We start from the raw sequence: 23,574 nt of genomic DNA, 5'->3' as shown, positions 1-23,574 counted from the left end.
GGGGGAGACGCGGCCCTCCCCCCGCAGGGGGGGAGAGGGTCTGCTGACCTGACGACCGGAGGCGGTTGGTGAACCCGTCCCGCCTCTTCATCCTGCGCCCGGTCGCCACCACGCTGCTGATGCTGGCGATCCTGATCGTGGGCGGGGTGTCGTACCTGAACCTGCCGGTCTCGGCCCTGCCCTCCGTCGATTATCCGACGATCCAGGTGCAGACCTTCTATCCGGGCGCGAGCCCCGAGGTGATGACCTCGGCGGTGACGGCGCCTCTGGAGCGGCAGTTCGGCCAGCTCGCCAACCTCAACCAGATGACCTCGCAGAGCTCGGCGGGCGCCTCGGTCATCACGCTGCAGTTCAGCCTGGACCTCTCCCTGGACATCGCCGAGCAGCAGGTCCAGGCGGCGATCAACGCCGCCGGCAACCTGCTGCCGTCGGACCTCCCGGCGCCGCCGATCTATGCCAAGGTGAACCCGGCCGACGCGCCGGTCCTGACCCTCGCGCTGACCTCGAAGACCCTGCCGCTGACCCAGGTGCGGGACCTCGCCGAGACGCGGCTCGCGCAGAAGATCAGCCAGGTGGCGGGCGTCGGCCTGGTGAGCATCTCGGGCGGCCAGCGCCCGGCCGTGCGCATCCGGTTCAATGCCCGGGCGCTCGCGGCCTACGGGCTCAACATCGACGACCTGCGCACGACGATCACCAACCTCAACGTCAACACGCCCAAGGGCAACATCGACGGCCCGAAGCAGTCCTACGTCATCAACGCCAACGACCAGATCCGCGACCCCGCCGCCTACAAGGACGCGATCATCGCCTACCGGAACGGCTCGCCCGTGCGGCTCTCGGACGTGGCCGACGTGGTGAACGGGCCCGAGAACACCAAGCTCGGGGCCTGGGCCGACGAGACGCCCGCCGTCATCCTGAACATCCAGCGCCAGCCGGGCGCCAACGTCATCGCCACCGTCGACAAGATCAAGGAGCTGCTGCCTCAGCTCCAGAGCTCGATGCCGGCGGCGATCGGGATTGGGCTGCTGACCGACCGCACCACCACGATCCGCGCCTCGGTGCACGACGTGCAGTTCGAGCTCGGCCTCGCCATCGCCCTCGTGGTGATGGTGATCTTCCTGTTCCTGCGCTCCCTCTCGGCAACGCTGATCCCGAGCCTGTCGGTGCCGCTCTCCCTCGTCGGCGCGCTGCCGGTGATGGATCTCTACGGCTTCTCCCTCGACAACCTCTCGCTGATGGCGCTCACCATCGCCACCGGCTTCGTCGTGGACGACGCCATCGTGGTGATCGAGAACATCGCGCGCCACGTCGAGGAGGGCGACGCGCCCCTCGAAGCCGCGCTGAAGGGCTCGCGCGAGATCGGCTTCACCATCATCTCGCTCACCGTCTCGCTGATCGCGGTGCTGATCCCGCTCCTGTTCATGGGCGACGTGGTCGGGCGCCTGTTCCACGAATTCGCGATCACGCTGGCTGCCACCATCGTGATCTCGGCCGTGGTCTCGCTGACCCTCGTGCCGATGCTGTGCGCGCGGCTCCTGCGGCACGAGCCGGAGCACCGGACGCACAAGCGCGAGGGCGCCCTGTCCCGCCTCGGCCGGCGGGCCACGGAGGGCACGATCGCGGCCTATGGCCGGGCGCTGCGCGTGGTGCTCGACCACCAGGGCCTGACGCTCCTGGTGACGCTGGGCACGGTGGCGCTGACGGCCTACCTGTTCATGGCGATCCCGAAGGGCTTCTTCCCCGTCCAGGACACAGGCGTGATCCAGGGCGTGACGCAGGCCGACCAGACCGTCTCCTACGGCGCCATGGCCGAGCGCCAGCAGCGCCTCGCCGCGACGATCCTGAAGGATCCGGATGTCGCGAGCCTCACCTCCTTCATCGGGGTGGACGGCTCCAACGTCACGCTCAATTCCGGCCGTTTCCTGATCAACCTGAAGCCGCGCGAGACCCGTACCGCGACCGCCTCCGACATCATCCGCCGCATCAACCGGGCGACGGCGAACGAGGCCGGCATCCGGCTCTTCCTGCAGCCGGTGCAGGACCTCACCATCGACACCGCCGTCTCGGCGACCCAGTACCAGGTCATCCTCGAGAGCCCGGATCTCGAGGCCTTCGACACCTGGGTGCCACGCTTCGCCGAGGCGCTCGCCCGCTCGCCCGTCGTCGCCGACGTGGCGAGCGATCATCAGGCGCAGGGGCTCGCCGCCTATATCACCATCGACCGGCCGACCGCCGGCCGCTACGGCATCACGCCGGCGACCATCGACAACGCACTCTACGACGCCTTCGGCCAGCGCATCATCTCGACGATCTTCACCCAGTCGAACCAGTACCGGGTGATCCTCGAGGCCGATCCGGACATGCACCGGACGCTGGAGAGCCTGGAGACGATCTACCTGCCCTCCTCCACCGCCACGAACGGGCAGGTGCCCCTCTCGGCGGTGGCGCGCATCTCGGAACGGCGGGCGCCGCTGCTGATCTCGCATCTCGGGCAGTTCCCGGCGACGACCGTATCCTTCAACCTCGCGCCGGGCGCGGCGCTGGGGCAGGCGATCGAGGCGATCGATCAGGCCAAGGCGGCGGTGGACCTACCCCCTTCCTTCCGGGTGGTGCCGCAGGGCTCGGTCTTCGCCTTCCAGGCCGCGCTCGGCAACGAGCTGTTCCTGGTGATGGCGGCGATCGTCACCGTCTACATCGTGCTGGGCGTGCTCTACGAGAGCTTCATCCATCCGATCACGATCCTCTCGACCCTGCCCTCGGCGGGGATCGGAGCGCTGCTCGGCCTGATGCTGTTCGGGCTCTCCCTCGACATCATCGCAATCATCGGCATCGTGTTGCTCATCGGCATCGTGAAGAAGAACGCGATCATGATGATCGACTTCGCGCTCCAGGCCGAGCGCGAGGACGGGATGGACCCGCGCGAGGCCATCTATCAGGCCTGCCTGCTCCGCTTCCGCCCGATCCTGATGACCACGCTCGCCGCCCTCTTCGCGGCTTTGCCGATGATCTTCGGCGAGGGCGTCGGCTCGGAGCTGCGCCAGCCCCTCGGCATCTGCATCGCGGGCGGCCTGATCGTCAGCCAGGTTCTGACCCTGTTCACCACGCCGGTGATCTACCTCGCCTTCGACCGCCTGGAGCGGCGCGTCACCGGCCGGCGCGGGCCCGACCTCGCCGGCGGCGAGGCGCTGCCGTGAACATCTCCGAGCCGTTCATCCGGCGCCCGGTCGCGACGACGCTCCTCACCATCGGCGTCGTGCTCGCCGGCCTCTTCGCCTTCCTGAAGCTCCCGGTGGCGCCGCTCCCGCAGGTCGACTTCCCCGTCATCCTGGTCCAGGCCCAGATGGCGGGCGCGAGTCCGGACACCATGGCGACGACGGTGGCGGCACCGCTGGAGCGGCGCCTCGGCGCCATCGCCGACGTCAACGAGATGACGTCCACGAGCTCCACGGGCACGGTGCGCATCGTCCTGCTGTTCGGCCTCAACCGCGACATCGACGGCGCGGCGCGCGACGTGCAGGCGGCGATCAATGCCGCGCGCGCCGACCTGCCGGCCTCCCTGCGCACCAACCCGACCTACCGCAAGTTCAACCCGGCCGAGTCGCCGATCATCATCCTCGGGATGACCTCTGACACTCTGACCCCGGGCCAGCTCTACGATTCCGCCGCCACGGTGGTGCAGCAGAAGCTCTCCCAGCTGCCGGGCGTCGGCAACGTCGATATCGGCGGCTCCTCGCTGCCGGCGGTGCGGGTCGAGCTCGATCCGACCGCGCTGTTCAACTACGGCATCGGGCTGGAGGGCATCCGCGCGGCGCTGGCCAGCGCCAACGCCAACTCGCCCAAGGGGGACGTCGAGGTCGGGGGACGGCGCTATCAGCTCTACGCCAACGACCAGGGCCGCAAGGCGGACGATTACCGCGATATCGTCGTGGCCTACCGCAACGGCGCCGGCGTGCGGCTCACCGATGTGGGCCGGATCATCGACGGCGTCGAGGACCGGCGCAATCTCGGCCTCGTGAACGGGCGGCAGGGCGTGATCCTGTTCGTCTACAAGCAGCCGGGCTCGAACGTCGTCGAGACCATCAAGGGCGTGAAGGAGGCGCTGCCGCAGATCGCGGCCGCCTTGCCGGGCGGCATCGAGATCAAGCTCACGGGCGACCGCAGCGCCACGATCCGCGCGACGCTGGCCGCCACCGAGGAGACCCTGCTGGTCGCCGTCGCCTTGGTGATCCTCGTGGTCTACGCCTTCCTGCGCTCGGCCCGCGCCACCCTGATCCCGGCGGTCGCCGTGCCGATCTCGATCATCGGCACCTTCTCGGCGATGTACCTGCTCGGGTTCTCGCTCAACATCCTCTCGCTGATGGCCTTGATCATCGGCACCGGCTTCGTGGTGGACGACGCCATCGTGGTGCTTGAGAACATCCAGCGCCACATCGAGATGGGCAAGCCCCGGGTCGAGGCGGCGTTGATCGGCGCCCGTGAGGTCGGCTTCACCGTGATCTCGATGAGCCTGTCGCTCGTCGCCGTGTTCCTGCCGATCCTGCTGATGGGCGGCCTCGTCGGCCGAATCTTCCTCGAATTCTCGCTGACCCTGTCGCTGGCGATCCTGATCTCGCTGGTGCTGTCGCTGACCACCACGCCGATGATGTGCGCGCGCCTCCTCAGGCCCGAGGCGCATGGCGGCGCCACTGGCACGGGCAAGCGCCCGAACATCCTCCTGCGCACCCTCGAAGGGGGCTTCGAGGCGATGCTCGCCGCCTACGAGCGCACGCTCGCGGTCGCCCTCCGCCACCCGCGGCTGGTGCTGCTCTCGCTGCTCGCGACGGTAGGGCTCAACGTCTACCTCTACGTCATCGTGCCAAAGGGCTTCTTCCCCGAGCAGGATACCGGGCAGATGATGGGCGGCATCCAGGCCGACCAGCGCATCTCCTTCCAGGCGATGGAGAAGAAGCTCCGCGAGGCCGCCGCGATCGTGCAGGCCGATCCGGCCGTCGACAGCGTCGTCGCCTTCACGGGCGGGCGCGGCACCAACTCGGCCAACGCCTTCATCGGGCTGAAGCCGCGCAGCCAGCGCGACCCGATCTCGACGGTGATGAACCGCCTCCGCCCGAAGCTCGCACGGGTGGCGGGCGCGCGGCTCTACGTCTTCCCGCGCCAGGACCTGCAGATGGGCGGGCGCCAGAGCTTCGCCCAGTACCAGTACAGCCTGCAGGGGGACACGGCGGAGGAACTCTACGCGGCGGCCCCGAAGCTTCTCGCCGCGCTCCAGAAGGACCCGACCTTCTCCGACGTCACCTCCGACCAGCAGGAGGGCGGCCTGGAAAGCCGCATCGTCATCGACCGGGCCACCGCCTTCCGCTACGGCATCACCCCGGACAAGATCGACAACACCCTCTACGACGCCTTCGGTCAGCGGCAGGTCTCGACGATCTACAATCCGCTCAACCAGTACCACGTCGTGATGGAGATCGACCCGCGCTACCTGGAGACGCCGGAGACACTCAAGCGCATCTTCGTCTCGACCTCGGGCGGCAAGGCGCGCGGCTCGGCCACCACCAACGCGGTCGCGGGCACGGTGGCGGCCGACGGCACCGCCAACACGAATTCCGGCAGCACGAGCACGACCGGTCCGACGACGGCTGCGTCGGGCACCACCGACACGGCGGCGGCCATCGCCTCCGATTCCGCCCGCAACGCCGCGGCCAACGCCATCGCCGCCTCGAAGGGCGGCGCCTCGTCGAGCGCGCCGGTCTCCTCCGCCAAGGAGACGATGATCCCGCTCTCGGCCTTCGCCCATTTCGAGACCGGCAACGCGCCCGTGCAGGTCAGCCACCAGGGCCTGTTCGTGGCGACCACGATCTCCTTCAACCTCGCGCCGGGCAAGAGCCTCTCGGACGCGACCAACGCCATCGACCGGGCCATGGCGGAGCTCCGGCTGCCCGCCACCATCCACGGCTCGTTCTCCGGCGCGGCCAAGAACTACCAGGCCAGTGCCTCGCGCCAGCCGCTGCTGATCCTCGCCGCGATCCTCGCGGTCTACGCGGTGCTCGGCATCCTCTACGAGAGCTTCGTGCACCCGCTGACCATCCTCTCCACCCTGCCCTCGGCCGGCATCGGCGCGGTGCTGGCGCTCCTCGTCACCGGCACCGAGTTCTCGATCGTCGCGCTGATCGCCGTCTTCCTGCTCATCGGCATCGTGAAGAAGAACGCGATCATGATGGTCGACTTTGCCCTCGACGCCGAGCGGACCCGGGGGCTCTCTCCCTCGGAATCGATCACCGAGGCCTGCCTCTTGCGCTTCCGCCCGATCATGATGACAACGCTGGCGGCCCTTCTCGGGGCGGCGCCGCTGATCATCGGCGGCGGCGAGGGTGCGGAGCTGCGTCAGCCCCTCGGCATCGCCATCGTCGGCGGCCTGATCGTGAGCCAGATCCTGACCCTCTACACCACCCCCGTCGTCTACCTCTCCCTCGACCGCCTCCGGCATCGGGTGAACGCCCGCCGTCGCCGCCGCGGCGGACCGGCCGTGCTGCAAGCGGGGGAGTGATGGTGGAGACGGGAGCGATGTCGCCCGCGCGCCGCGGGGGCCAGCCGCGACCGGCCGCGCCGGCGCCCGGGGCATGGATGCGCCCTGCCCCCTCTGCGGGACGGGCGATCGCTGCGGTGCTGGTGAGCGTTGCTCTCGCCGGCTGCGTTGTCGGTCCGGACTATTCCCGCCCCTCCGTCGAGACGCCGCTGGCCTTCAAGGAGGGGGGTGCCCGCGAGGACAGCGTGGCGCAGGTCGCCGCCCGCAAGAACTGGCGCCCGGCCGCGCCGAGCGACTGGGCCGAGCGCGGCGACTGGTGGCGCGTCTTCAATGATCCGGCCCTCGACCGGCTGATCCGCCTCGTCGACGTGGACAACCAGTCGCTCCGGCAATCGGTCGCCGCCTACCGGCAGGCGCGCGCCATCGTCGAGCAGGCCCGGGCCGCCCTCTACCCCACGGTGGTCGGGGCGCCGACCATCACCCGGTCGCGCAGCGTCGGCGCCGAGCGCACCACCGTCTCGCTGCTCGGCCAGGCGAGCTGGGAGCTCGACCTGTTCGGGGGCGTCCGGCGCAACGTGGAGAGCCAGACGGCGCTCGCCCAGTCCGATGCCGCGCAAATCGCGCTGACCCGCCTCGCGATCCAGGCCGAGGTGGCGACCAACTACTTCTCGCTGCGCTATGCCGACTCGCTGCAGCGGCTGCTCAACGAGAACGTCGAGAACTTCAAGCGCACCCTTCAGATCACCGAGAACCAGTACAATGCCGGCGTGGCCGCGCGCTCGGACGTGATCACCGCGCAGACGCAGGTGCAGACGACGCAGGCCTCGGCGATCGCGGTCGGCCTGCAACGGGCGACCTTCGAGCACGCCATCGCGACTTTGGTCGGGCGGCCGCCCTCCGAGCTCGCCCTGCCGGTGTCGCTCCTCGCCGTCCGGCCACCCGCCGTGCCGGTCGGCATTCCCTCGACGCTGCTGGAGCGGCGCCCGGACGTGGCCCAGGCCGAGCGCCTCGTGCAGTCGCAGAGCGAGCAGATCGGCGTGGCGGTGGCCGCCTTCTACCCGACCGTGACGCTCTCGGCCTCGGGCGGCATCTCGGGGGCCACCCGCAACGGTCTCCTCTCGGCGGCCAACCAGGTCTGGTCGGTCTCGGCCGCCGGGACCGAGGTGCTGTTCGATGGCGGCGCCCGCTCGGCGGCCCTGCAGGCGGCGCGGGCCGGCTACGACGCCGCGGTCGCCAATTACCGGCAGACCGTGCTCGCAGCCTTCGCCGAGGTGGAGAACGGCCTCGCCGGCGTGCGCATCCTCGCCCGCCAGCAGGTGGCCCAGGACGAGGCCGTGACCTCGGCCAGGCGCGCGGTCGAGATCACCCTCAACGAGTACCGGGCCGGCACCCAGAACTTCACCACGGTCGTCACCGCGCAGAATCTCGCCCTCACGAACGAGGTCGCCGCGCTCCAGATCCGACTCAACCGCTTCACCACCGCGGTCACGTTGATCCGGGCGCTCGGCGGCGGCTGGGACGCGCGTTCCCTGCCGAGCGATGCCGAGCTGAAGGGCGCGCGGTTGCCGATCGACCTCAGCCCCGCGGTACGGGTGGAGGAGTAGCGCGGCCTTTCCGGAGGACGGCGCATCGCCGCCCGGAACGTCGGCCGGGGCTTCCGGTTAACGTCGCAGTTTGCTGCGGCGCGGCGCGCGGGAGCCCGATCATGCCCGAACCTGTCGACACGGCCGAGTTGAAGGACGGCGCCGCCTGCGGCACCGATCCGGCGCCGCCCTGCACCCTGGTGATCTTCGGGGCGATGGGCGACCTCACCAAGCGCCTGCTGATGCCCTCGCTCTATAATCTCGCGGGCGCGAAGCTTCTCGATCCGGGCTTCGGCATCCTCGGCATCGACCACAACGACAACACCGACGAGGGCCTGCGCGCGGCCCTCACCGAGGCGATGGAGAGCTTCGCCAAGGATCCGACCTCCGAGTTCCATGCCGACCGGATCGACCCGGAGAGCTGGGGCTTCGTGCGCGAGCGGATTCACTTCCTGAAGGGGGATTTCGAGGATCCGGCCCTGTTCGCCGCCCTCAGGGACCGGCTCTCCGGCAACGTCGTCTTCTATCTCGCGGTGGCCGCCCGCTTCTTCGGGACCATCGTCGAGGGACTCGGCCGAGCGGGCCTCCTGAAGCAGGAGGACGGCGCCTTCCGCCGGGTGGTCATCGAGAAGCCGTTCGGCTCGGACCTCGCCTCTGCCAAAGCGCTCAACGCCCGCATCCTGAAACAGGCCGACGAGAGCCAGTTCTACCGGATCGACCATTTCCTCGGAAAGGAGACGGTCCAGTCGGTGATGGCGATGCGCTTCGCCAACGGGATGCTCGAACCGATCTGGCGGCGCGAATATGTCGACAGCGTGCAGATCACGGCGGCCGAGACGGTGGGCGTCGAGGAGCGCGGCGGCTTCTACGAGCCGACCGGGGCGCTGCGCGACATGGTGCCGAACCATCTGTTCCAGCTTCTCTGCATGGTCGCGATGGAGCCCCCGAACTCCTTCGACGCCGAGGCCGTGCGCGGCGAGAAGGCCAAGCTCGCCGAGGCCGTGAAGCCGATTCCGCCGAGCGACGCGGTGCGCGGCCAGTATACCGCCGGGCGCATCGGCGAGACCGACCACGTCGCCTACCGCGACGAGCCGCACGTGGCCAAGGACTCGGTGACCGAGACCTACATCGCGCTAAAGCTCGGGATCGACAATTGGCGCTGGGCGGGCGTGCCCTTCTACCTGCGCACGGGCAAGCGGATGACGAGCCGGCGCACAGAGATCGCGGTGCTGTTCAAGCCCGCCCCCTTCCGTCTCTTCGAGGGCCAGGGCATCGACCCGCTCACCCCGAACGTGATGCGCATCACCATCGACCCGGAGCACGGCGCGGCCACCGAGATCAATGTGAAGGTTCCCGGCCCGAAGATGCGCATCGGGCGCGTCGTCACCCGATTCCGCTACGCCGACTTCTTCGATACTGCCCCGAATGTCGGCTATGAGACCCTGCTCTACGATTGCATGACCGGGGACGCGACCCTGTTCCAGCGGGCCGACAACATCGAGGCGGGCTGGAGCGCGGTGGATCCCCTGCTCAAGGGCTGGCCGCAGGCGGACATCGCCTTCTATCCGGCCGGCAGCGCGGGCCCACGCGAGGCCGACGACCTCCTCGCCCGCGACGGGCGCCACTGGCTCGGCCTCGACGGAAAGACGGATTGAGCCGCTCGGGGATCCCGAAGGTCATTGTCCCTTTGGTAGGGTACCGGGGCGAAGCCCTGATCTTCGATGACCAGGGCTCCGCCCTGGACCCGCCAAAGGGATGATCCCTTTGGAATCCCGGATCAGGCCTCGGGCTTGACCGCGCGGAACATGAAGCGGCGGGCTTCCAGATCCATCTCGGCCTTGAAGGTGTGGCGCTGTTTCAGCGCCTCGGCCCGCTGGGCGGCGGGCCGCGCGTTCACCGCGTCGAGGTGGCGCTTGACGTGGCGCAGCTCCGCGAAGGCGCCCTCGCCGAGCATGAAGGGCACCATCCGCGCCCAGCCCCACAGCGCCATGTCGACGATGCCGTAATCCGGACCGAGCATGTAGGGACGCTCCGCCAGATGCGCGTCGACGATGCCCCAGTGCCGGCGCGCCTCGAAGGTGTAGCGCTCGACCGCGTAATCCTGGCCCGCCGGCGCGAAATGGCGGAAATGCACGCACTGCCCGGAGAAGGGCCCGATCCCGGTGGCGACGAACATCAGCCAGGACAGCATCTCGCCCCGCGCCTGCTCGCCCTCGGGCAGGAAGCGGTCGGCCGCCTCGCAGAGATGCAGCAGGATCGCGTTCGAATCGAACACCGTGACGGACCCGTCCTCGATCGCCGGCACTTTCGCGTTCGGGTTGATCGCCGTGTAGGCGGGCGCGAACTGCTCGCCCCGGCGCACGTCGACCGGCACCGGCTGATAGGGCAGGCCCAGCTCCTCAAGGCAGAGGGCCACCTTCATCGGATTCGGGGACAGGTTGTAATAGAAGCGGATCATCGGGCTCTCCGGAATGGACGGGCTTGCCCGTCACTCCGTCACGATCTTGTAGGCCTCGCCGACCTTCAGGGTCGCACCGCGCTCCAGGCCGTTGAGGACGAGGAAGCGCTCCAGCGCCCTGTCCGGCACCGCCATGCGGCGGGCGAGCTCATCCGGATCGGCGGAGGCCGCCGTCACCACCTGCAGGCGCAAGGGGCGCAGGGCCGCCGTCTCGGCGGGCGTGACGGTGGCGAGGCTCGCGACCCAGCGCCGGAAGGCCGGCTCCGGATCGGTCGCGCCCTTGGCGGCCATGATCATCCGGTAGGTGGCGTCCCCGACGCGCAGCGCCGCGAGGCGGAAGGTCCAGTCCTTGCCACGCGAGAGGGCGGTGGCGGCAGCGTGGCCGCCGATCTCGCGGGTCTCGACCGAGGTCGGCTCGATGGCGTCGTTCCAGGTCGCGCGCAGCACGGCCTCCAGGCTGCGGCCCGGCTCCGCCTCGACCTGGTCGAACAGGAGGCGCCGGCTGCCCTCGCCTGTGGTGCCGAGCACGGCGCTGCGGGTGTTGTCGATGGTGAAGCCCTCCGGCACCTCGAAAGCGATGCCGAGGCTCGGATGGATGAAGCGCCGCCCGCGCACCACGCCGTCACCGGGATTGTCGCCGTAGGTCAGGCCGTCGATCGCCGTGAGGTAGCGCGCCCGCTCGTCCACGCCGACGCCCGGCGCGCCGGTGCGGCGCGCGGCCCGCGTGACCAGAGTGATGCGCTCGCCCGTGCCCGGATGGGTCGCGAGCATGTCGGGCTCGCCCGGAGCGCCGGTGCCAGTCTTCAGCGCCAGCGTCCGGTTCAGGCTGTTGAGGAAGCGGGCGGCGCCATAGGGGTCGTAGCCGGCCTTCGCGAGCGTGCGGACGCCGACCCCGTCCGCCTCCAGCTCCTGCTCGCGGGAGAAGCGGGCGAGGGCGAATTTCGACTGGCTCTGGAGCTGCGCGCCCGTGGTCGGGTCGTTCAGAACGTCAGCCACCACCCGGCTGACGAGCTGCGAGCGCAGCTCCAGCTCGGTGCGGGCATTGGCGTGGCTGAGCGTCACATGGGCGATCTCGTGGGCGAGCACCGCCGCGATCTCCGACGTGTCGGAGGCGAGCGCGAGCAGGCCGCGCGTCACGTAGAGCCGCCCGTTCGGCAGCGCGAAGGCGTTGATCACCGAGGAATCGAGCAGGGTGACCGCATAGGACTGGTCCGGCCGGTCGCTCGCCCGAACGAGACGGTCGGTGACCTCGGTGAGTAGGTGCTGGGCGGCCGGCGCCCGATACTCGCCGCCGAAAGAGGCGACGAGCTTCGCGTGGTCCGAATCCGAGGATGCGCCGCGTCCCGTGGTGCGCGGCGCGTCGGCCGGGACCCGCACCACGGCCGGCGTCAGCACCGCCCCCGTCTGCTCCGCGGCACATGCCGAGAGGGCGAGGGCGAGGGCGGCCCAGCGCACGCCTCGCAATCCCGCCCGAACCGTCGCGCCGATCCTCGTGCCGGCCCTTGTCGCCCCCGTGCCCATGCCCCTCAGCGCCGCAGCGCCCGTCCTCCGTCCGAATCCCCGGCGGTCGCCTGCGCGCCGCCGCTCTCGACCAGCTCGATCAGCTCGGGCGCCGCGATCTCGATCGTCGGCCCACGCCGGACCTCGACCACGCCGCGCACCCGAAGCAGCCTACCGGTCAGCCCGGCAGCACTCAAACCATGTTCGCGCATCCTGCGCCAAGTGCGTTTCGACACTGTGACCGTGAGCCCGTCCTCGCCGCGGCGCACGAAGTCGAGATAGGTCCAGGCGGAGCGCTCCCCGACATGGCGCAGCAGCCCCTCGGCCACGACGAATCGGCCCGCCTCGGCACGCAGGGCCGGCCCGTCCGAGGCAGCGAGCGGCCCCTTGGCCCAGAGCCCGCGCCCCGCCGCGCGGGCCCCCGCCTCCACCTGCAGGAGAGCGGGCCGACAAAGCGTGTCGAGCTCGCCCGCATCGACCGCGACGAGCCCCTCCGCCACGAGGCCACCCGCGAGATCGAGCGCCTCGTCCGCGCGGCCCACATCGCCGGCGCTCGCATCGATCCGCACGCGTCCCCAGCGGTCGGCCGGCCCCCTCTGCAGCACCGCGAGCGGGCGACCCACTTGTGCCGTCAGCCAGGCTCGCGCCGCGCGCTCGGCCCCCGCCTCCTCCGGCCAGCGGATCGAGCCCAGCAGGGCGCGGGCCCCGGAGGCGAGCAGGATCTCGCCGCGCTCGGCCACGGCCGCGACCGCGTCGGTTCGCTCCGGGCCGGGGGTACATTCGGAGGCGGACGCCGCGCGGACGAGGCCGGGCAGCGCTGCTGCGATCAGGATCGCCGAAGCGAATCGCGCGTTCATGGACCGCTCGCCGATGAGCCTGCCGATGAGAGGGTCCCGCCAAGGTTGGCCCGCTCCGGCATCGATGCTATAGCTCGGAGCGGAACGTCTCCGTAGCTCAGCTGGACAGAGCACAGGTTTCCTAAACGTCAAATTGGGCGTCGCGCCGGGAAACCGCGCGGCGGATCCGCTCAAAGTCGGGGAAAGCTTCAGGCGCGGACCAGCGCCCTGCCGATCCCGAGCCAAGCCCGACGGCACCTGCTGCTCGGGAAGGTGTAGAGACTAGACGGGCGGCGCCTAAGGGCCGATCCTTTCGGGGAGGCGGGCCTAGGGCGAAGGGATAGTCCAGACCACGAACGCCCGCCTCTCAGGCGGGCGGCGGCGAAAGCCGAAGTGGTAAGAAACCTGGGGTCGCAGGTTCGAGCCCTGCCGGGGACGCCATCTTTTCCTAAGCCCTTGCCAGGGCGGAAATTCTGCCGATATCAATGCCTTAGCGGTCGCCGGTCCTACAATCCGGTGCTGCAATCGCCATGGCTCTGATGTCGTACCTGATCCGCGACCGCAACGGCACCTACTACTTCCGACGAATCATCCCGCAGGCCCTGCGCCCCTTCATGCCGGGCGACTGGAAGGGCAAGGGCGCCTGGACCAAATCGCTTCGGACCAAGGACCCGGCGGCGGCTAAGAAGGCGGCGGTACGCTGCCTCGCGGACTGCGTAGAGGACTTCGAGACGGCTGAGCGGGCGGCCCGAGGTGAGCCCCCTCCCCTACGGCCTCCTCACCGCTTCGCCGCCGCCATGCCGCAACCTGAGGAAATCGAGGCGGAGGAGTTGGCGCGGCTGCTCGCGGAGGACGAGGCGGAGCGCTTGGACGGGGATGCCCGGCGCCAGCTTCAGACCGCCGAGGAGCGGGCGCAGTGGCCCGACCTCCTAGAGGTGCCCGCCCCTGATTCCGGCATGGCCGACGATCACCACCACGCCTACGGCCTGGAGGCGGAGGAGCTGTCCCTGGAGTTCCGGGAGGCACAGTCCAAAGGCAACATCCAGATCGTGGACGGAGCCGTGCGGGACTACCTCCGGCGAAAACAAGCACCGATAGTCCCGAACTCGGAGGACTACCGCCGGGCTGCCCTCGCGGTCCTTCGAGCCCATGTGCGGGCCTACGACCTCATCCTTGGCCGCCAGCGCGGCGATGCGGTGCCCACCCCTCCCCCGCCGAGCGCCAACCGCGGGCCGAAGCTCTCGGATGCCTTCGAGGCTTGGAAGGCGGGTTCGGGGGCGAGAGGCAGCAAGAAGCCGGCCGCCAAGACGCTGCTTGAGGCCGGACGGGCTGTTCGCCTCCTCACGGAGTGGCACGGCGATATCCGTCTCGGCGACCTCACGCGGGAGAAGGGGCGGGAGTTTTCTCTGAACCTAGCCCGGCTGCCGACCCACCTCCCCGACACCCTGCGGCGTCTGCCTATGCGCGAACTGCTGCGCCGGGATCTCAAAGCCTACCCAACGGTGCACGCCTCGACGGTCAACAAGTCCCTCAACATCCTCTCCGCCATCGTCAGCCATGCCGATGCGACGGGCAAGCTCGACGCGGTGCCTAACTTCCGGAACCCCTTCGGGAAGGGCGTGAAGCAGGTGGTGGATGAGCGGGCGGAGGAGAGCCGCGAGCCGTTCACCAAGGCCGACCTCACGGCCATCTTCAGCACGGGGGTCTTCCGGGCGGGTGCTAGGCCGCTCGGCGGCGGGGGCGAGGCGGCGTTCTGGCTGCCGCTCATGGCCCTCCTCTCAGGCGGCCGGCAGGGCGAGCTTGCGCAGCTCCGCGTGGCCGACCTCGCGCAGGACCCGGAGTCGGGCGTCTGGTTTCTCGACATCGGCGTAACGGGCGGCCGGCGGGTGAAGACAGCAAGCTCCCTGCGGCGCGTACCTGTGCATCCCGAACTGGAGCGCATCGGCCTCCTCCGCTACCGGCAGGCGCTGGTGGACGGCGGGGCGACGCCGGGCGATTCGCTGTGGCCGGACCTGAAGCTCGGGCGCACAGCTCAGCCGGCGGGGGCGTGGTCGAAGTGGTTCACCCGATTGCTGCGCGAGGGGGCAGGCATCGAGGACCGCCGCAAGGTCTTCCACTCCTTCCGGCACACCTTCAAGCGGCTGGCGCGTGACGCTCGGATCTCGGAGGAGATGCATGATGCGCTCACGGGGCATACGGGCGGAGGCGTCGGCAGGGAGTACGGCAGCGGGTTCGGCTTGAAGGTCTTGGCGCAGGAGCTGGCGCGGATCGAGGCGCCGGACGCGGTGCGGGGCCTGAGGTGGCACGTCCGAGAAATATCTCGACATCTTCCCTAATACAATGATTTCGAAAATATCTATGACCGAGGCTGTTGGCAATGGCAATATCTTCTGTGCAAATCTCTGGATATCGCGGATTCAAAAATACTGGCACAGTTAGGTTCGCTCAGCCAAACGGAACTCCGGGGGGCGGGCTTACGGTATTAACCGGGCCGAACAACTCCGGAAAGTCATCTGTCCTTGAGGCTGTAAGAGCAAGATCTGGATACCAGTCAGTAAGTTTTACCGCTGGCACAAGAAATCCAGAACTTGAATATGTGGAGATCACATACGAGATAAACGGAAAAATTGAGAGAATTCATTCCGTCTCGAAGGGGTCGAGTGAGACAGTAAAAGTAAACGTAGATCAAAGCTACAGGATTTTCGTTCTCCCGTCCAGGAGGTCGTTCGCCCCATACTTCAGCAAGCATGAGCAAAATCGTGCTAACTATGTACAGAGTCTGACATTGCCCGCACAAAGATCTTCGAATTTGACAAATTTCGAGCAGCGTCTGTTTAACGCGCTGAGAAATCCAGAAGCTTTTAACAGAATGCTGGGCGAGGTTTTAGGCTTTATGCCCGTCTGGACGATAGATCAATCTGACCAGGGGGCGTATTTTCTTAAGTTTTTTAATGGCCCAAACTCACACTCAAGCGATGGTATGGGAGAAGGTATCGTAAGTATATTTTCAATAGTTGATTCTCTTTATGATTCCGATCCGGGAGAGGCAATTTTTATAGATGAGCCTGAGCTTTCTCTTCATCCCGCACTCCAAAAAAGACTTGCAAGACTTTTAATGCGTTTGTCTTCGGATCGGCAGATTGTAATTTCGACTCATTCTCCGTATTTTGTTGACCCTCGAATCCTTCTATCAGGCGGACAATTCCTCCGCGTAACGACTGGCACTGACGGAACGCAGCTATACCAGCTATCCGAGCAATCGATCGAATCAATCAGGCGACTATCCGCCGGTAATCTATATAATCCGCACGTCTTTGGTCTTGATGCGCGAGAGTTGTTTTTTCAAGAAGAAGGAATTATACTCACCGAGGGCCAAGAAGATGTCTTGCTGTACCCCAAGTTAGCCGAAAAACTAGGCGTTGAGATAAGCGGTGATTTCTTCGGATGGGGTGTCGGCGGAGCTGGAAACATGCAGCACTTGTGTTTAATACTCCGAGATCTCGGCTTTAAGAAAGTTGCTGGCTTGCTGGATGGCGATAAGGAGGACGTTCAACAGAAGCTTCAAACCGAGTTTCCTGATTTCTTTTTCGCCTGCATACCAGCGAAAGATATCCGTACCAAAAGCGCAAGGAAGCCCTCCGAGGCGGTTGAAGGGCTTTTCGATGATAAGCTCGAAGTTCGGACGGAATATATAGAGAGCACCCGTAAAATGTTGGCCGATATTTCCACCTATATCGATGGAGCAAAAGCAGATATCAAGTCCTGACGCTTTCCCACAAATTACCTCGAACTGCCTTGGGGCGGGCCTTCGGCCCTTGAGACCCCCGATCCAAGATGACGATGGGCGGGCTGGTGAAAGCATGAGGGTCTGGGCTTTCGGCCACTCCCTTCATCAACAGGACAGGAAGGACGGTCTCGTGTTGTCGAGGCAGTAGTGCTCAGGGTGACCGTGAAGGAAAGTATGGGGTGCCGCCCAAAGCCACGTCGATGGTGGGCAGCACCTCCGCACTCTATCTAAGGAGGCTCCTCGGCCTCCCGCTTCATCCTCTGCCGCCGGCCTCGTCGCTCCCGCAGGTGCGCCAGGAGGAACGGCATTAGGCTCAGTGCGAAAACGCCGATGAAGGTCAGGCGGGCCGGTCTCCGTGAGTGTTGGTCTCGCCCGGAGCAGAGGACCGACAATCACGGGGAGCGAGCTTGGCGCCGACCGGCAGCAGCCCTTGGAACAGCTAGAAGGTGCAGGAAGTTTGGGTGGTGCTACTTACAGGAGTACCGCGTATGGACCTTTGGCAGCTCATCGAGCGCGACCACGAGAACATCGCCCAACTCATCCGTGAGATCCCCTATGCCCTGAACGGCCCCGGTGTGGTTCGCAGCCGTGAGCGCATGTTGGGTGACCTGATGGGTGAGCTTGAGCTGCATGCTGTCGGGCTCGATGCCAGCCTCTACGCGCCTCTGAGCCGTGAGAGTGGCACGCGAGACCTCATCGAGGATCTGCATCACGGCCACTCTGAGTTCATGCGGCACCTCAAGACTCTCGCTCGGCACCGGCAGAAAGGCTCGCAGGGTTGGCTCAACACATTCGAGGACGCCACCTTTCTCGTGGACCAACACCTACACCGCCATACGCACGAGCTGATCCCCGCGGCTCGCAAGCTGCTCTCGCCTCAGGAAGTCAACACCGCGACCCGAGCGTTTATCCGCGCCAAGACTGGTGCCCTTCAAAGCCGGCAGCGGGTTGCGCTGGGCGGGGTGTTGTCGAGCGAGACCGCCCTCATCGCCACGCTCACGGCAGCCGCGACTGGGATCGGCTTGTTGGCGTGGCATTACGGCGTCTTCGGTCGCGGCAGGTCGCCCCGAAGCGGATCTCCGAAGGAGAGGCACGCCGAGCGCCGGGAGCGTCAGCTTGATGAGGCGGTCGAGGATACGTTCCCGGCAAGCGATCCCATTTCACCTGGGCATTTCACCAAGTAGCCGCCTCAGCGCTCCGAAGGCGGAGGCGCTAGGCTGACCGAGCGACGGCGGGAGGTGCCAGCGAAAGGCTTCCCCGCCGCCACGAGTGAGCAAGCACCCACCACGGCTGCGGTGCCGCATGGATTTCCTCACAGGGTGTGAACGTTAACCAGCGTCGATGCCGGCGGCAGCGAGCAGTGCGAACAATCACTGCCGCAGATCTCAGTCCGTCCGCAAGAATAATGCTGAGCTGGCATACAGATCCTTGCAAGGTCAAGCCTGAGTGAGGGTCTTTATTTTTGGAACGCTCCGCACGCACTTAGAATTTCTTCCGAGAGATAATTCGGGAGAAGCGCAATGCGCCAGACATTCACCGCCCTGACACTGCTCGCTCTGCTGGGCCTGAGCCCCGCTGTCGCGCAGACTACCGTGACCGGCAAACCTGCCCCTGACGCCGCTACCAGCGAGAAGTCGGGCGGTCAGCAGGCTGTCACTCGGCCGAACACCGACAGGCCTGACGCCAACAATCCGGGCACCACGGGCACGGCATCGAGCGCCAAGCTTGAGGAAGGCGCCAACAGCTTCACCGAGGCGCAAATCCGCAAGCGTCTGGAGGATGCCGGCTACAAGGAGGCGAAGGACCTCAAGAAGGACGACAAGGGCATCTGGCGCGGCACCGCGATGATGAACGGCAAGTCCGTCAACGTCGGCGTGGACTTCAAGGGCAACGTCGCCGTCCAATAGGCAGCGGCACCCTGACACCCAACCACGATCATCATCCAGGAGGCCACCATGGCAAAGCAAATGGTCACGGCGATATTCGATCGCTACGAGGACGCCAGCACCGCAGTTGGCAAGCTTGAAGCAGGCGGCATCCCGCACTCCGACATCAGCATCGTCAGCAACAACGAGGGAGACCGCCACGCCGGGCGGGTCACTTCGGGCAATCACCATGAGGCCAAGCAGGGGGCGGAGACCGGAGCCGGTACAGGTGCAACGCTCGGCACAGTGGTCGGCGGTGGCGCGGGTCTCCTCGCCGGTCTCGGACTTCTCGCCATACCGGGCGTCGGGCCTGTCGTGGCCGCCGGCTGGCTTGTGAGCGCCTTGACCGGCGCCGGCATCGGAGCGGCGGCGGGCGGCTTGGTCGGCAGTCTTGCTGGCGCCGGTATGGGCGAGACTGACGCCCACGCCTACTCGGAGGGCGTGCGCCGAGGTGGCACGCTGGTCACCGTACGGGCCGACGACGCCCAAGCACTGATGGTGATGGATATCCTAGAGCAGCATGGCTCCCTCGACATGCACGAGCGGACGCAACAGTGGCGGAACGAGGGTTGGGCCGCGCCGACCGCAACGACCACTGAGCTTGATCCCACAGCCTCCAGCGCAACGCTCTCGCCCGCTGGCATGGTCGAGGGTCGGACCCGGGTTCGGTCCTATCCCGATACTAGAACGATGCCTTGAGGACTCACCAAGAGCCCTAACCTCAGGACGGCGGCGGCGGAGAGCCCATGAAGCCCTCCGCCACCTTCGTGTCTGGCTCTGACCCCTACCGCGCCGCCTGCCTCGGGAACGGCACCACGTTGAGACCCTTCGCCCGCTCCCACCGCTCGAACGCCTCATCCATCAGGCGGGCGCTCTCGGCTGGCGTGGCGGCAGCAGGAGGCGTGGTCTCGGTGCCGGCCGCATTGGCTTCCTCAAACATCCGCACGATGCCCTCTGCCACGGTAGGCTCGCCTTCGGTCCTGTCGTCGCTCATCATCGCTGCCGTCTCCGTGTTCCGTCACGCCCGCGTCGTCGGGGCCATCTCGATGTGAGTGCGGCCACCGCCCAAGCCGCCGCCGATGTTCACGCCGAAGCCAAGCTGCGTGGCCGACCTCCGCACGGCTGCGCCCACGGCATCCTGTTGGGCGGGATCGAAGGAGATCCGGCCCTCGGCATCCACCGGCCAGACCTCGGCGCCCGCCTCACCCTTCCGCGAGACCACCGCCAAGCGCAGCTTCGGGTTCTCCGCCTGGGCCCTGCGGATCACTGCCGCGAGGTCGGGCGCCACCTCCGCCAGGACCGCCGCGCTGTTGCCGACAGGGTCCGGGTTGGCCGCTCGGAGCCGGGCCGCGAGGTCCGGGCTCGGGGCGTTGGCATAGGCGTCCACTGCCGGCCCGGCCTGCTGCCCACCCGCACCGCTGCCGCCGCCGAACATGGTGCGGACCTTCCGGGTGAACTCCGGCCCGCCTGCCTGCTTCGCGAGGGTCTGCGCGGCCTGCTCCAGGCGAGCCGCCGGGAACGCCCCGGTGCCTGTCAGCGCGGCCCGTACCTGAGAGGGCGAGACCAGTGCCTTGTTCACCCCGTCGCCCGCATAGTGGCTCCTGCCGGTGGCCGGGTTCGGCAGCGAGGCCCACTCCTTCGCGAGGTTGGCCGCGAAGGCGTCGTCGGTGAGCTTGCCCACGGTCCACTCCCGGAAACCCCTGCGGTTGAGCAGGGCCAGCGCCATGCGGTCCTGAAGCGCCGGGCTGAAGGGCTCGCTTCCCGACAGCTTCAGCTCCGACTTCAGGCTCTCCAGGGTGCTGGCGAGGAACTGGTAGCGGCCGGTCGCCGAGGATGAGGTGCCGCGGGACTGCGACCACGCGATGGTCTGATCCAGCGTGCGCCGGCTCAGGTCCTCGGTGGCAGCGGCATTGCCGTAGACGGCATTGTAGTTGCCGGCCTCGGTCCCCTTCAGCTCCGCCCCGCTCACCAGGTCGAGGATGCGGGCGGCTCTCGGGTCGGCCTGGACCTCGGGCGCCGCGAAGGTGCCCGCAGCCTTGCCCGTGCTGCTCAGAGCCCGCACGAAGGCCGCCGAGACCTCCTTACTCGCGCCACCACCATCACGGGCGCCCACCGCGAAGGGGCCACGCGTGCCGGCCTCGGGCGGTCGCCTGAAGCCCGCCACCTTGCTCAGCGGCAGGGTATCCTCCTGTACCTTGTTGTCGTCGTTGCCGGCGAGGTAGCGGACCCGATCGCCCTCGATGCCGACCACGAAGCCGACATGGCCGCTGGAGCCACGGGCCATGGATTTGAAGACCACCACGTCCCCGCGGGTGGGCTGGTCGGTGGCGGTGCCGTAGTCGAGGAAGTCCGCTGCCCGAAGGGAGCCGCGTGTCTGCCGGCCGGAGGCGTCCAGTACGCTGTCCACGAAGGCCGCGCACCATGGCACCTTGGCGGGGTCGATGCGCTGGCCCGCGGCCTTGGACAGGAATGCGGTGAGGGCCGCGCGGTGCTTCGGGTTGGTCTCGTCCAGGCCCTCGAACTGCCGCGCAACCTGCTCCGGGCTGGCGGGGCCGGTGAAGGTCCGGCCGTTGAGGGTAGCCTTGATGCCGTCGAAGGTGGCCTGGCCCGAGTAGGCGCCGCTGACGACACGCTGGAACCCGGAGACGGCTTCGGCGGTCGGATCGGGGGCGCCGGGGGCTGTGGTCGTGCTCGCCGAGGCCGTCTCGATGGGCGTGCCGTCCGGTGCGCGGGCAGGCGGCATCGAGCCCGGCTCCGCGGATGACTGGCGGCCGGGAGCTGGCGTGGCGGGGACGGTCTGAACGGGAGCGGCCGGCGGCTGAACCGGAGCCAGCTTGGGACGGGAAACCGGGGTTGGATCATCGTCGGATGCGATCAGCCCAGCGTCGAGGGCCTGCTGATAAAGAATCTGCGACGCTTGGCGCACATCTATGCCCGCTTGCGCCGCCTTTCTCTCCACGACTGCCTTGCTTTCGGGTGAGAGCGATTTGAACCAAGCTGCGGCACCATCGTAGGTGCTCCGCTTATGCGCAGGGCGGGCCCCCGGGTCGGTGGTCATCTCGGTCCCTCCGATCGGGCTGCCCATCGCGTCCGTCTCCGGCATGGGCGTAGGCGCGGGCGGCACAGCGGGGGCACCTGGCGGGGTCGAACGGTTTGGCACCTTGGTGGCCCCCGGGTTGGAGCGTCCGCCCTCTACGGCACCCGGTGCGGCCGGCTCGCGGTTCTCGAAAGGATTGCCCCCCGTCAGCCCAGCCCGGTCATAGGTCTTGTCCCCGTCGTCGTTGGTCCCGAGGCGCCCGAGGATCGCCGCGCCGATCTTCGAGATGGCTTCCTGCTGCTGAATGGGATCGGCACCGGGGTTGGCCGCCATCCACGCAAGGATCTGCATCCGGTAGTCGTGACGTGCCGCCAAGCCGGTATCCGACATGCCGTCCGGGTCGAGGATGGCCGTCCGATCGTTCTGTCGGAGCGTGCGCTCCCGGATGGTCCGCTCGATGGTCTTGGACTGGTCGGAGGAGAAGATGGCGGTGAGGGCTGGGCCGTGCTCCTTCATGCCCTCGGCGAGCTTGTAGGCCCGCGTCAGATCCTCGGGGTTCCTGAAGACCCCGTCCCGCATGGCCCGCTGGACGCGCTGGAGACCGCCCCCATTGAGGATGTCGGAGGTGACAGCGAGAAGGTCCTCGGGGTCGGAGGTCTGCCCCTGCTTGCCGATCGTGTCGCGCCACCGGATGGCATTGATGCGGAAGTCCGGGTCCACCTTCTCACCGCGGGCCAGTAGCTCCTCCGGGATCGGGGCTCGCGGGTCCTTGGTGATGGCGGCGATGGTGTCTCGGGTGACGGAGTCCTTCGCCTCCGCCTTCTCCTCACGGCGCCGCTTCTCGTCATCCCCGATGGACCGCCGGCCCATGGTCTCCAGGGTGTCGATGGTCTTCTGGCGCTGCTCCCGGCCGTACGGGGTGTTGGACCATGCGTAGTCGGTCCCGGGCACCTTGCGGTCCAGGAAGTCGAGGATCTTCGGGTCCCGGAGCTGGACGGCGGCAGCGGTGATCCCGTCCACCACCACCTGCTTGTCGTAGTCCTGGGCGTTGGCGCCGAGCTTGAGCTTGGCCTCGCGGTTCGCCTCGATGGACTTGAAGACCGCCTCGTAGTCGGTGCCCTTGCGGCTCGCGAGGCCCGCAGTGTTGGCGGCTTCGAGTGCCTGGCTGTCCTGCGCCGCGGAGGCTTGGAGCAGCCCTTGCGTGGCGGCCTTCGAGGCGTCCCCGATGTGCCGCTGGAGGTAGTTGGCGTTGAGCTGCCGGACCTTCGGGAGAAGGCCCTGGAGCACATCCGGGTCGTTGGTCTTGACGTTCTCCTTGAGAAAGCCCTGGAGGAAGCCGTCGAATGCCTTCGGGTCGGCGGAGGTCTTCCCCTCCCAAGCATCGTAGGCCGCCGAGAACTTCTGCTCCAAGACGCCACCGGCCACGGTGCCCTCGGCCTGCTTCCAGCCGCGCATGAAGGCGGGGGACGCTTGGGCGGGCATCAGGCCCTTGGAGACGGCATCGGCGGCCCCGGTGCCATTGCTCTGCCAGAAGGCCGCCTCGCCGCGGATCTTGTCTTCTTCCTCGGTCTGCTTGTCCCGCTGGCCGACGAGACCCGCCAGGCTGCCGCCGAGGCCGGAGAGGGAGCGTGCGAGGTCCTGAAGGGAGGTGTCTCGGGAGGGGGCCTGTGCCTGGACGAAGGTGTCAACGGGGGCTGCCACGGGCCGCAGGGCCTCGCTCAGCTCAACGGGTCTGTAGGGTGCTCTGGCCAAAGGGGTGGTCCTGCATTGGGCATGCGTTCCCGAGACCCCCGTACCGATAGGCAAAGGGGTAGCTTCCGCGGCCTGAAGGGGCCTCGGGGCGCACTGACTGGCGATGTGGATGGGTGATGGTGCGGGGCGGCTGGGCTTGGGTTCAGGCTGCTAGGGCCCGAGAGGCGCCACCC

At 67.8% G+C, this 23,574-nt stretch carries 14 protein-coding genes; 9 read left to right on the top strand and 5 right to left on the bottom strand.

Going from position 1 to position 23,574, the window contains the following annotated elements; genetic code table 11:
* Positions 1-68: 68 nt before the first annotated feature.
* From MET9862_RS06190 to zwf, 4 genes are all read left to right on the top strand, one after another.
* Positions 69-3,194, top strand: coding sequence for an MdtB/MuxB family multidrug efflux RND transporter permease subunit (locus MET9862_RS06190; protein ID WP_142582238.1), 3,126 nt, complete (start codon positions 69-71; stop codon positions 3,192-3,194).
* Complete coding sequence (locus MET9862_RS06185; RefSeq protein ID WP_142582237.1) at positions 3,191-6,544, top strand: efflux RND transporter permease subunit; 3,354 nt, start codon at positions 3,191-3,193, stop codon at positions 6,542-6,544. Before MET9862_RS06190 ends, MET9862_RS06185 begins: the two co-directional genes overlap by 4 nt.
* Before the next feature lie 77 nt (positions 6,545-6,621).
* A complete protein-coding gene (locus MET9862_RS06180) occupies positions 6,622-8,127 on the top strand; it encodes an efflux transporter outer membrane subunit (protein ID WP_142582236.1) in 1,506 nt (501 codons plus the stop codon).
* A gap of 101 nt (positions 8,128-8,228) precedes the next feature.
* The gene (gene zwf, locus MET9862_RS06175) at positions 8,229-9,761 is read left to right on the top strand and encodes a glucose-6-phosphate dehydrogenase (RefSeq protein ID WP_142582235.1); all 1,533 of its coding nucleotides are present in this window, start codon (positions 8,229-8,231) and stop codon (positions 9,759-9,761) included.
* 122 nt (positions 9,762-9,883) lie between these two features.
* Here the strand turns inward: zwf and MET9862_RS06170 are convergent, their stop codons facing one another.
* From MET9862_RS06170 to MET9862_RS06160, 3 genes are read right to left on the bottom strand one after another with little or no spacing between them, the layout of a single operon-like run.
* Complete coding sequence (locus MET9862_RS06170) at positions 9,884-10,564, bottom strand: glutathione S-transferase family protein (protein WP_142582234.1); 681 nt, start codon at positions 10,562-10,564, stop codon at positions 9,884-9,886.
* A gap of 30 nt (positions 10,565-10,594) precedes the next feature.
* A complete protein-coding gene (locus tag MET9862_RS06165) occupies positions 10,595-12,085 on the bottom strand; it encodes a M48 family metalloprotease (protein ID WP_142582233.1) in 1,491 nt (496 codons plus the stop codon).
* A gap of 5 nt (positions 12,086-12,090) precedes the next feature.
* The gene (locus MET9862_RS06160; protein WP_142582232.1) at positions 12,091-12,921 is read right to left on the bottom strand and encodes a hypothetical protein; all 831 of its coding nucleotides are present in this window, start codon (positions 12,919-12,921) and stop codon (positions 12,091-12,093) included.
* 509 nt (positions 12,922-13,430) lie between these two features.
* On the opposite strand from MET9862_RS06160, the gene MET9862_RS06155 reads away from it, so the two are divergent.
* From MET9862_RS06155 to MET9862_RS06135, 5 genes are all read left to right on the top strand, one after another.
* Positions 13,431-15,236 carry a site-specific integrase gene (locus MET9862_RS06155; RefSeq protein ID WP_142582231.1) on the top strand — a complete coding sequence of 602 codons (1,806 nt, stop codon included), beginning with the start codon at positions 13,431-13,433 and terminating at the stop codon, positions 15,234-15,236.
* 41 nt (positions 15,237-15,277) lie between these two features.
* Entirely contained in the window at positions 15,278-16,666 is a 1,389-nt protein-coding gene (locus tag MET9862_RS06150; protein ID WP_142582230.1) for an ATP-dependent nuclease, read from the top strand.
* A gap of 509 nt (positions 16,667-17,175) precedes the next feature.
* The gene (locus MET9862_RS06145) at positions 17,176-17,871 is read left to right on the top strand and encodes a hemerythrin domain-containing protein (RefSeq protein WP_142582229.1); all 696 of its coding nucleotides are present in this window, start codon (positions 17,176-17,178) and stop codon (positions 17,869-17,871) included.
* A gap of 336 nt (positions 17,872-18,207) precedes the next feature.
* Positions 18,208-18,594 (top strand): hypothetical protein, encoded by a 387-nt coding sequence (locus tag MET9862_RS06140; protein ID WP_142582228.1) that lies wholly within the window; start codon positions 18,208-18,210, stop codon positions 18,592-18,594.
* A 48-nt stretch (positions 18,595-18,642) separates the two neighbouring features.
* Positions 18,643-19,311 (top strand): hypothetical protein, encoded by a 669-nt coding sequence (locus MET9862_RS06135; RefSeq protein WP_142582227.1) that lies wholly within the window; start codon positions 18,643-18,645, stop codon positions 19,309-19,311.
* Between the two features lie 85 nt (positions 19,312-19,396).
* Here the strand turns inward: MET9862_RS06135 and MET9862_RS06130 are convergent, their stop codons facing one another.
* Entirely contained in the window at positions 19,397-19,609 is a 213-nt protein-coding gene (locus tag MET9862_RS06130; RefSeq protein ID WP_142582226.1) for a hypothetical protein, read from the bottom strand.
* Positions 19,610-19,630: 21 nt separating this feature from the next.
* Entirely contained in the window at positions 19,631-23,350 is a 3,720-nt protein-coding gene (locus MET9862_RS06125; protein ID WP_142582225.1) for a TIGR02594 family protein, read from the bottom strand.
* Between the last annotated feature and the right edge of the window lie 224 nt (positions 23,351-23,574).

The organism is Methylobacterium symbioticum, from assembly GCF_902141845.1.
Classification (GTDB): Bacteria; Pseudomonadota; Alphaproteobacteria; order Rhizobiales; family Beijerinckiaceae; genus Methylobacterium; species Methylobacterium symbioticum.
This window is presented reverse-complemented; position numbering and strand designations above follow the sequence as displayed.

Excerpts from the sequence above, each read along its gene's own strand:
- MET9862_RS06180 (WP_142582236.1), top strand. The coding sequence starts at position 6,622 with ATGCGCCCTGCCCCCTCTGCGGGACGGGCGATCGCTGCGGTGCTGGTG.
- zwf (WP_142582235.1), top strand. The coding sequence starts at position 8,229 with ATGCCCGAACCTGTCGACACGGCCGAGTTGAAGGACGGCGCCGCCTGC.
- MET9862_RS06170 (WP_142582234.1), bottom strand. The coding sequence starts at position 10,564 with ATGATCCGCTTCTATTACAACCTGTCCCCGAATCCGATGAAGGTGGCC.
- MET9862_RS06165 (WP_142582233.1), bottom strand. The coding sequence starts at position 12,085 with ATGGGCACGGGGGCGACAAGGGCCGGCACGAGGATCGGCGCGACGGTT.
- MET9862_RS06160 (WP_142582232.1), bottom strand. The coding sequence starts at position 12,921 with ATGAACGCGCGATTCGCTTCGGCGATCCTGATCGCAGCAGCGCTGCCC.
- MET9862_RS06155 (WP_142582231.1), top strand. The coding sequence starts at position 13,431 with ATGGCTCTGATGTCGTACCTGATCCGCGACCGCAACGGCACCTACTAC.
- MET9862_RS06150 (WP_142582230.1), top strand. The coding sequence starts at position 15,278 with ATGGCAATATCTTCTGTGCAAATCTCTGGATATCGCGGATTCAAAAAT.
- MET9862_RS06145 (WP_142582229.1), top strand. The coding sequence starts at position 17,176 with ATGGACCTTTGGCAGCTCATCGAGCGCGACCACGAGAACATCGCCCAA.
- MET9862_RS06140 (WP_142582228.1), top strand. The coding sequence starts at position 18,208 with ATGCGCCAGACATTCACCGCCCTGACACTGCTCGCTCTGCTGGGCCTG.
- MET9862_RS06135 (WP_142582227.1), top strand. The coding sequence starts at position 18,643 with ATGGCAAAGCAAATGGTCACGGCGATATTCGATCGCTACGAGGACGCC.
- MET9862_RS06130 (WP_142582226.1), bottom strand. The coding sequence starts at position 19,609 with ATGATGAGCGACGACAGGACCGAAGGCGAGCCTACCGTGGCAGAGGGC.